Genomic DNA, 7,705 nt, shown 5'->3' on the forward strand with positions numbered 1-7,705 from the left:
AGATTCCACCTCGCGATGGACACCCTTGCCCTTGGCTAGCGGTTCCGACTACTACGGCCCGCAGTGGACTTTCACCACCAAGTTGGCGCCCATGCCGGGCGCACCAAGAAAAGCGTTCGTGATCAGAGATTGATCACGAACGCTTTTTGCATTTCTACACTAAGCACGATTAAACGTCCACTCGAGGCCAGAGGCCGGCTGTCCGCTGCGCAAGTAGTAGGTGACGGTAAACTGCGCCGGTGTCGCCTCAATCACCGCGTAGGTGCCACCTAACGCCGCAAACTCGCCGCGCGGCTGGCTGATGCTGCCTGGGTTGAGCACCAGAATACCTTGATGCATCTCCACCCCCAGTTGGTGGGTATGGCCGAAAATGGCCACTTGGGCGTGCGCAGCAGTGGCCGCCTCAAGCAGCATCTTCAAGCTGAACCCAACCATCAGCCGGTGCCCGTGGGTGAGGAAAACCGTCACCCCTGCCACATCGAGTGTGCGCGTCATCGGAAAGGCTGAATCAAAGTCCATGTTGCCGCGCACCGCCTGGTAATGCGTAAAAATGGGATCATCGGCGGCAAACTCGGAATCGCCGGCGTAAAGATACGCGTCGGCAGTCGGTTGCTGCGTCAGGATGTCTTCCAAAATCTGATGATCGCCATGAGTGTCACTCACCGCCACCAGTTTCATGGTCAGTCCTCCTTGTACCAGTCGCGCCACTTAGCCTCTAGGGCCCGCATCGCGTTGCCGCGGTGGCTGATCTGGTTTTTCTCGTTTTGACTGAGCTCCGCCATCGTTTTACCCAGCTGCGGCAAAAAGAAGTATGGATCGTAGCCAAAGCCATTGTCACCGCGCGGCACCCCCGTGATGCGGCCCTGCACGCTGCCGGCGACGACTAAATCCTCCGCCGGCCGGTTAGGTTTGGCAAACACCAAGGTGGTGTGGAAGGTCGCGGTGCGTTTTTCATCCGGCACATCGGCCAGATTGGCAATCAACTTCGCGTTATTGGCTGCGTCGTTGTGCCCCTGCCCGGCGTAACGTGCGGAGAACACACCTGGGGCGCCGTCAAGCGCGTCGACCATCAGGCCCGAATCATCCGCAACCACTGGCAGCTCCAGGGCCTTGGCGTAACCATCCGCCTTGAGCCGCGCGTTTTCCTCAAACGTCTTGCCTGTCTCCGGCACCGTGGCGACCGCTGGAAAATCAGCGAGGCTTTTGACGGTCAGGCCGTCCGCCTCAAACATGGCGGCCAGCTCCTTGACCTTACCTGGGTTCTTGGACGCGATCACCACGGTCTTGAGCGCTGCGGGCTGGACGTCGGTCGGTTCCTGATCAATCACCACCCGACTGGCGGCCACCTTCAAGTTCAGCCAATTGCCGGCAATCAGATCGAACATCTTGGCGTTGCCAGTAGTGTAAAACTGATTGGTGGCCGGTTGAGTACCATGCGCCGCCAGGTTAAAGTAATCCAGCAGCATGGACACCTCGCTGACCGTCTCCGCCCCGGAGTCGATCAAGGTCACGTCATCGCCCATCACATTTTGAATCAGTGGGCGCAGCAGCGGGTAATGCGTGCAGCCCATCACCAGCGTGTCGATGCCTTGGTGCAAAAGCGGCTGCAGGGTCTCGGCCACCACGCGCTTGGCAACTGGCGAGGTCATTTCGTTTGACTCCACCAGCGGCACAAATTTAGGGGCGGCCAGCTCGGTCACCTTCACCTGCTTGGCCTTGCTGTGAATCGTGTCGGCATACGCGTGGCTGGTCACTGTGCCTTCGGTGCCAATGACACCGATGTGGCCGGTTTTGGTCGCCTTAAGCGCCGCCCGCGAGCCTGGCACAATCACACCGACGACTGGGATGTCGAGCTTAGCACGCACGTCGGGCAGCGCTGCAGCAGTCGCGGTGTTGCAGGCGATGACCAGCATCTTAATGTGCTTTTGCAGCTGAAAATTGACCATCTGCCAGGTGAACTCGCGCACCTGGGCAGCCGGCCTTGGCCCGTATGGCAAGCGGGCCTGGTCGCCCAAGAAGACGACACTTTCGTTGGGCAACTGGCGCAGGGCTTCTTTGACCACGGTCAAGCCGCCGACGCCGGAATCGATGAACCCAATTGGTTGGTTGTTCATTATTTGCCTCCGTTCGAAAAGTTCTGAACCTTCATTGTGCGGCTAACCGATAAAAATTTCAAGACGAGGCAGCAGGCGCTGTTTTTCCCTTAAAGATTTCGTTATACTGAAAAGGAATGCGGCGTCTAGGCGCCGTTTGAGGAGGGTGCTCATGGCGAAAGGAACGTATAAAGACCTACTGACGATGTCGGCTGACGGCCCACTGTTTGGCCAGCTGATGCTGCGAGACCTGCTGCTGCCGGAACTGCTCGGCCAGGAAACGGCGAACATTGCTTACTGGGCGGGGCGGGACCTAGCGCGCAAGCTCCCGGTGACAGAAAATGATCTGACCCAGTTGTTCGAACAGGTCGGCTTTGGCACCCTGACCCCAACCACGGCCAAGAAGCAGGAGCGCCACTACCTGCTGACCGGGACCGTGGTGGAGACACGGCTGGCGAATTTTGCCAAGCCCGACTTTCAACTTGAGGCCGGCTTCCTGGCGCAGAGCTTGCAGCAGATCCTCGGCATCGTCGTTGAGGCTAATGCCGTGCCTGATACGCGCAAGCATCAGGTCGAACTCACTGTGGCATTGGATCCGAAAACGGCCCAGCCGACCGAACAAACGCCGCTGCACCTATAGTTGCTGCAGTCGGCAAAATAAAAAGTCCCAGCCCTTACGCACTGAGCGCAAAGGTTGGGACTTTTTGACTTTGTTAGGCTGGCGTCTTGGTGTACTTATCCAAGACGTTGTTGAGCTGATCCTTGGTCTGATAGCCGACCAGCTTCTCCACGACTTCGCCGTCTTTCTTGACGATCAACGTCGGAATGGCCATGATACCAAAGGCCCCTGGGGTCTCTGGGTTTTGGTCGACGTCCATCTTCGTGAACTTGACGTCTGAGCGATCCTTTTCCAGTGACTCGATCACCGGACTCTGCATCTTGCAAGGGCCACACCAGGTTGCCCAGAAGTCGGTCAGCGTGACACCAGTGTCGGTCTCCTGCTTAAAATCCTGATCACTAACTACTTTAACCATAGAAGTTCCTCCTCGTCTCATTGAAGTCAACAGCGACTTTCTTACTATTCGTAACCATTGTAGCATGACCGTCAAGCCCGTTCAACTAAATTGCCCGCAATTAACTATTTAAACTGCACAATAGTCGCGCCAGAGCCACCCGCGTTTTGCGGCGCAAACCCAAATTTTTTCACTTGGGAATTGCGTTTCAAATACTCGGTGACCCCGTTGCGGATTGCACCGGTGCCTAGGCCGTGAATGATCGTCACCTGCGGATACCCGGCAAGCAGCGCAGAATCGATGTAGCGGTCGAGCTGCGCCATCGCGTCCTCGTACCGCACCCCGCGCAGGTCCAACGTCGTGTCAGGGCCGCTTGCCGCGCCGCCCTTAACGATTGCCATGCGCCGCTTGGGCTCCTGGTCTTTGGGTTCGGCCACTTTTTCCAGGTCAGAGGTGCTGATTTTCATCCGCAAGATCCCCAGCTGAACATTCCAGTGGGTTTTATCCACTTGGTCGAGCAGGTCACCGGTTTGATCATACGACAGCACATGAACCCGGTCGCCTGGCCGCAAAGCCTGTTTGCGCTTCTCGCGCCGCAGGACCTTATTTTTCGGCTGCGGTTGCTCCTGGTGCAGCTGCTTCAACCCTGTCTTGGCCTCGATCAACCGATTTTCCTTCACATTGCCGCTGCCCGCTTTTTGCATCTGGCGCAGGTCGCGAATGATCTTATCGGCTTTCTTTTGCGCTTTTTCGACCAGCGCATTCGCCTGTTCGCGAGCCTTGTCTAGCTGGCCGGCGCGCTCCTTTTCAAGCTCGGCATAAGCCGCCTGGAGGTCGGCCAGCAGTTTCTGTGCCGCGTCCGTGTCCGCCCGGGCCGCCTTGTACTCCGTTTCGGCCGCCTTGCGTTGACTTTCCAGATCCGCGATCATGTTGTTCAAATCGTGACTGTCGTCTGCGATCAGCGCCTTGGCCCGATCGACAATGGCGCCGTCCAGGCCGAGCCGGCGAGAAATGTCAAACGCGTTCGAGCGGCCCGGTACCCCAATCAACAGGCGGTACGTCGGCTGCAGCGTCGCGGCATCAAACTCCATGGAGGCGTTGATGGTGCCTGGGGTGTTGTAACCGTAGAGCTTAAGTTCCGGGTAGTGCGTGGTGGCGACTACGTCGGCCCCAATCGTGCCGACCTCATCCAAAATGGCGATTGCCAAAGCCGCCCCTTCTTGCGGATCCGTGCCAGCGCCCAGCTCATCGAACAGGACCAACGCCTGATCATCCAAATGGTCAAGAATGTCGACGATGTTCGCCATGTGACCGGAAAAAGTACTCAGGCTTTGCTCAATGCTTTGCTCATCGCCGATGTCGGCGAAAATCTCCGAGAACACACCGATCGTGCTTTCCTCACCGGCCGGAATGAACAGCCCGGCCTGCCCCATCAGCTGAAGCAGCCCCAAGGTCTTGAGGGTGATGGTTTTACCACCGGTGTTCGGCCCAGTGACGACAATGGCCTGGTAATCCTTGCCGATCACGATGTCATTAGGAACGACCTTATGCGCGTCCAGCAGCGGGTGGCGGGCCTGGAGAATGTCGACCTCGTTTTTCGCCGACACTAGCGGCTCTGTCGCCTTGATGGCGCGCGCGTAACGGGCCTTGGCGTTGATAAAGTCAAAATGTCCCAGCACTTCTGCGTTGCGGGCAATTTGCTTGCTGTAAGGGGCCACCGTTTCGGACAGCTCCGCCAGCACTCTCGCAATCTCCTGCTGCTCCTCGATTTGCGCCTCGCGCAGCCGGTTGTTCATGTCCACAATGGCTTGCGGCTCAATGAACAAAGTGGCGCCTGAGGCACTTTGGTCGTGGACCACACCGGCGACCTGGCCGCGTGAGTCCGAGCGCACGGGCAGGACAAAACGGTCATCCCGCAGCGTGATGATCGGATCCGACAGGTACTTGGCCATGTTGCCGTGGATGTACGAATCCATGCGGCTGCGAATGTTGGCTTCCAGCTGCCGGATCTGATTGCGCACTGCGCGCAGCGTGTCGCTGGCCTCGTCGGTCACATTACCTTCCTCGTCGATTGCCGTGTACAAACGGCGCTCGAGTTCCGGCAGGACAGTGAGCTGCTGCTGCAGGGTGTAAACCCGCCGCAGCTCGATTTTATCATTCAGATCCGCCAAGAAGTCATCTACCGCGCTGACACTGCGCAAGACGCGAGTCAGTTGGGCAAGCTCTTTGCCGTTTAAAGTCGCCCCGATTTGCACACGCTTGAGCGCCGGCCCGACATCAGTCAGCTCAGGCAGCGGAATGCCGCCTTTGAGCCGCAGCAGCGAGGCGCCATCTGCAGTTTCGTCCAGGGCTTGTTGAACCTGCGTGCGGTCCGAAGTCGGCGCCAGTGCCGCCACCCGGGCGTGGCCGGCGGCCGTCACAACCTCCTTGGCCAGTGCCGTCTTGATCTGATCAAAGCCCAGCGTGGTCAAAATTTTTTTATTCATGATCAAACTCCTTAGAATGCGAAAAACCAGCACGCAATGCGGTGCTGGTCGTTAAAGCCAAAGGGCGGTCACCCAGTTCGTTAGCCCAAGCGAGTAGCGAACTATCGTGCGCGCCAGAAATGAGTTAGCGAGCATCTGCTGCAGCCCAGCCAGTGGAATTAGCGCGACCACGTACAGCACCAGAAAGAGGAACACGTAGCCCATCACCAGATTCAACAAGCCGCCGGTGATCAGGCTGACCCGGTCGGCCTTGTGGTACTTCAGGTCGTGCACCCACAGTGCGCCAAAGCGCGTCACGAGCCAGCCAATCGCCAGTACGAGCAGAAACGCGATGCCGCGATAAAAGGCATCGTCCAGAGTAAGCCCGACCCGGTTAGAGAAAAACACAAAATGGCTGGTCTGCGTCGCTGATGGGTACGGCACCCAAAGTGACAGCAAGTTCGCCACCGGCCGGTAAAACAGCGTCGCCAGCCCCAGACTGACTAAGTAACCGCCGACGTGCACCAGCTGAAGCCACAGCCCCCGTTCAGCGCCTGCGTAAAAGAAATACGCAAGAAAGACGATGATTGCCAGACTAAGCATCCGTATCCTCCGTCTTTTGCGCAGCGGCCGCGGCCGCCACCTGGTCGGAGAGGACATTAAAGGCCAGCAGCACCGCCGCGTCTTCTTTGGTCATTTTCGGTGCCGCCTCGCGCAGCGCTGCCAAGCGCTGGTTCAACAGCGCGGTGACCGCCTCAAAGTGGGCAGTCGTCCCCGGACCAATGATCGTGTATTCTTTTCCGTCAATCACGGCCTTGAATCGCCGCTTGCGCTCAGCCATTGTGGATCCCCTTCCGTCAAAAAACCGCGCCTCATCACTGCGGCGCGGTGTGGCGGCTATTCGCCGTCATCATCCTCATCGGCCAAGAAGGTGTTCAGCACCTCTTCGACCATGTCCCACTCGTCGTCGTCCTCGATCGGGAACAAATTTCCCGAACTGGCGTCGCCGTTTTCGTCTGGGGTGAATGAAAACGCCTGAATGTCGACTTCTTCATCGTCGCTGGCGCTTTCCGGGTACAGCAGCACGTAGCTTTTGCCGTAGTCCTCCGAATCAAAGGTGAAAAGCACCTGATACAATTCTTCGTTGCCCTTGTCGTCGATCAGCGTAATCTGCTGCTGATCGTCGCCTTCGTGCACATGGTTGTTTTCTTCTGCCATGATGGCCTCCTTGTTAGCGGCTGTGAAGATCCAGGTAATTCTGTAAAATCAGCTGCGCCGCCAGTTTATCGATGACTTGTTTTTGACGTTTACGCGAGGCATCGGCCTCTTCGATCAGCATCCGACTTGCCTCGACCGTGGTCAGCCGCTCATCGGTGAAGGCCACCGGCAGGTTGAACCGGTCGGCCAGCATCTGGCCGTACGCCTTTGATTTCTCAACGCGTGGGCCTTCGGTGTTGTTCATGTTCTTGGGAAGCCCGACCACAAAGTTGGTTACCTCGTATTGTGCGACTAACTCCGCAACGCGCGCAAGGCCAAATTCTTCCTTGTCCTCGTTGATGCGAATGATCTCAAGCCCCTGGGCTGTCCACCCTAAAGGATCGGAAATCGCGACCCCCACGGTGCGCGACCCGACGTCAAGACCCATGTAACGCACTACTGTTTCTCCTTACCGAGGTAGTTGCGAACAAGCTCCTCGATGATCACGTCGCGTTCGTACTTCCGAATCAGATTCCGCGAGTCGTTGTACCGCGGGATGTAAGCCGGATCCCCCGAGATCAGGTAGCCAACGATCTGGTTGATCGGATTGTAGCCCTTTTCTTCCAGCGATTTGCTGACCGTCTCCAACGTCTCGTGGATGTTTTTCGGATTGTTATCCGGAAAATCAAAATGAACGGTTTGATCTAATGTGCCCATTTTCAACACCTCTATTCCTTCCAGCTAGCCTCTATTTTACTTGAAAGGCGCCTAAAGTACAATGTCGCGATCAGCACCAGCGGCCGGCGCCAGGCCGCAGCGGCCCCCGCTTCCCGTTAGCGGGTGCGTTACATTTTCATTGCAATAAAAACCACCCGTCGAACGGGTGGTTTTCTCTGGGGCTATAAGCCCCTGTTGCTGGCTGCGTCTCAAGGCGCTG

Annotated in this window: 10 protein-coding genes; 1 reads left to right on the forward strand and 9 read right to left on the reverse strand. The window is 57.5% G+C overall.

What is annotated here, in order from left to right; all coding sequences use genetic code 11:
• Nucleotides 1–159: 159 nt before the first annotated feature.
• Together EKM86_RS12005 and racE are read right to left on the reverse strand one after the other, a co-directional pair.
• Nucleotides 160–678 (reverse strand): YfcE family phosphodiesterase, encoded by a 519-nt coding sequence (locus EKM86_RS12005; protein ID WP_125758283.1) that lies wholly within the window; start codon nt 676–678, stop codon nt 160–162.
• Nucleotides 679–680: 2 nt separating this feature from the next.
• Complete coding sequence (gene racE / locus EKM86_RS12010) at nt 681–2,114, reverse strand: glutamate racemase (RefSeq protein WP_125758286.1); 1,434 nt, start codon at nt 2,112–2,114, stop codon at nt 681–683.
• A gap of 151 nt (nt 2,115–2,265) precedes the next feature.
• Here racE and EKM86_RS12015 point away from each other — a divergent pair, with 151 nt between their 5' ends.
• Entirely contained in the window at nt 2,266–2,733 is a 468-nt protein-coding gene (locus tag EKM86_RS12015) for a DUF2507 domain-containing protein (RefSeq protein WP_125758288.1), read from the forward strand.
• 73 nt (nt 2,734–2,806) lie between these two features.
• Here EKM86_RS12015 and trxA read toward each other — a convergent pair whose 3' ends face one another.
• The 7 genes from trxA to EKM86_RS12050 form a co-directional block, all read right to left on the reverse strand.
• Nucleotides 2,807–3,127 (reverse strand): thioredoxin, encoded by a 321-nt coding sequence (trxA, locus tag EKM86_RS12020; RefSeq protein WP_054665174.1) that lies wholly within the window; start codon nt 3,125–3,127, stop codon nt 2,807–2,809.
• A gap of 104 nt (nt 3,128–3,231) precedes the next feature.
• Nucleotides 3,232–5,592, reverse strand: coding sequence for an endonuclease MutS2 (locus EKM86_RS12025; RefSeq protein WP_125758290.1), 2,361 nt, complete (start codon nt 5,590–5,592; stop codon nt 3,232–3,234).
• 51 nt (nt 5,593–5,643) lie between these two features.
• The gene (locus EKM86_RS12030) at nt 5,644–6,174 is read right to left on the reverse strand and encodes a CvpA family protein (protein WP_125758292.1); all 531 of its coding nucleotides are present in this window, start codon (nt 6,172–6,174) and stop codon (nt 5,644–5,646) included.
• A complete protein-coding gene (locus tag EKM86_RS12035) occupies nt 6,167–6,412 on the reverse strand; it encodes a cell division protein ZapA (protein WP_125758294.1) in 246 nt (81 codons plus the stop codon). The genes EKM86_RS12030 and EKM86_RS12035 overlap by 8 nt, the downstream gene beginning before the upstream one ends.
• A 56-nt stretch (nt 6,413–6,468) precedes the next feature.
• Nucleotides 6,469–6,789: a DUF1292 domain-containing protein gene (locus EKM86_RS12040; RefSeq protein WP_125758296.1), complete on the reverse strand. Its 321-nt coding sequence runs from the start codon at nt 6,787–6,789 to the stop codon at nt 6,469–6,471.
• Nucleotides 6,790–6,802: 13 nt separating this feature from the next.
• Nucleotides 6,803–7,225 (reverse strand): Holliday junction resolvase RuvX, encoded by a 423-nt coding sequence (gene ruvX, locus EKM86_RS12045; RefSeq protein ID WP_125758298.1) that lies wholly within the window; start codon nt 7,223–7,225, stop codon nt 6,803–6,805.
• A complete protein-coding gene (locus EKM86_RS12050) occupies nt 7,225–7,485 on the reverse strand; it encodes an IreB family regulatory phosphoprotein (RefSeq protein WP_125758300.1) in 261 nt (86 codons plus the stop codon). Before EKM86_RS12050 ends, ruvX begins: the two co-directional genes overlap by 1 nt.
• Nucleotides 7,486–7,705: the final 220 nt, after the last annotated feature.

The sequence above is a fragment of the Lacticaseibacillus hegangensis genome (genome assembly GCF_003946465.1).
GTDB classification, from domain to species: Bacteria; Bacillota; Bacilli; order Lactobacillales; family Lactobacillaceae; genus Lacticaseibacillus; species Lacticaseibacillus hegangensis.

What these genes read in the sequence shown, in the direction of transcription:
- racE (WP_125758286.1), bottom strand. Translation starts at nt 2,114, where the DNA reads ATGAACAACCAACCAATTGGGTTCATCGATTCCGGCGTCGGCGGCTTG.
- EKM86_RS12040 (WP_125758296.1), bottom strand. Translation starts at nt 6,789, where the DNA reads ATGGCAGAAGAAAACAACCATGTGCACGAAGGCGACGATCAGCAGCAG.
- EKM86_RS12050 (WP_125758300.1), bottom strand. Translation starts at nt 7,485, where the DNA reads ATGGGCACATTAGATCAAACCGTTCATTTTGATTTTCCGGATAACAAT.
- EKM86_RS12035 (WP_125758294.1), bottom strand. Translation starts at nt 6,412, where the DNA reads ATGGCTGAGCGCAAGCGGCGATTCAAGGCCGTGATTGACGGAAAAGAA.
- EKM86_RS12015 (WP_125758288.1), top strand. Translation starts at nt 2,266, where the DNA reads ATGGCGAAAGGAACGTATAAAGACCTACTGACGATGTCGGCTGACGGC.
- EKM86_RS12005 (WP_125758283.1), bottom strand. Translation starts at nt 678, where the DNA reads ATGAAACTGGTGGCGGTGAGTGACACTCATGGCGATCATCAGATTTTG.
- trxA (WP_054665174.1), bottom strand. Translation starts at nt 3,127, where the DNA reads ATGGTTAAAGTAGTTAGTGATCAGGATTTTAAGCAGGAGACCGACACT.
- EKM86_RS12030 (WP_125758292.1), bottom strand. Translation starts at nt 6,174, where the DNA reads ATGCTTAGTCTGGCAATCATCGTCTTTCTTGCGTATTTCTTTTACGCA.
- EKM86_RS12025 (WP_125758290.1), bottom strand. Translation starts at nt 5,592, where the DNA reads ATGAATAAAAAAATTTTGACCACGCTGGGCTTTGATCAGATCAAGACG.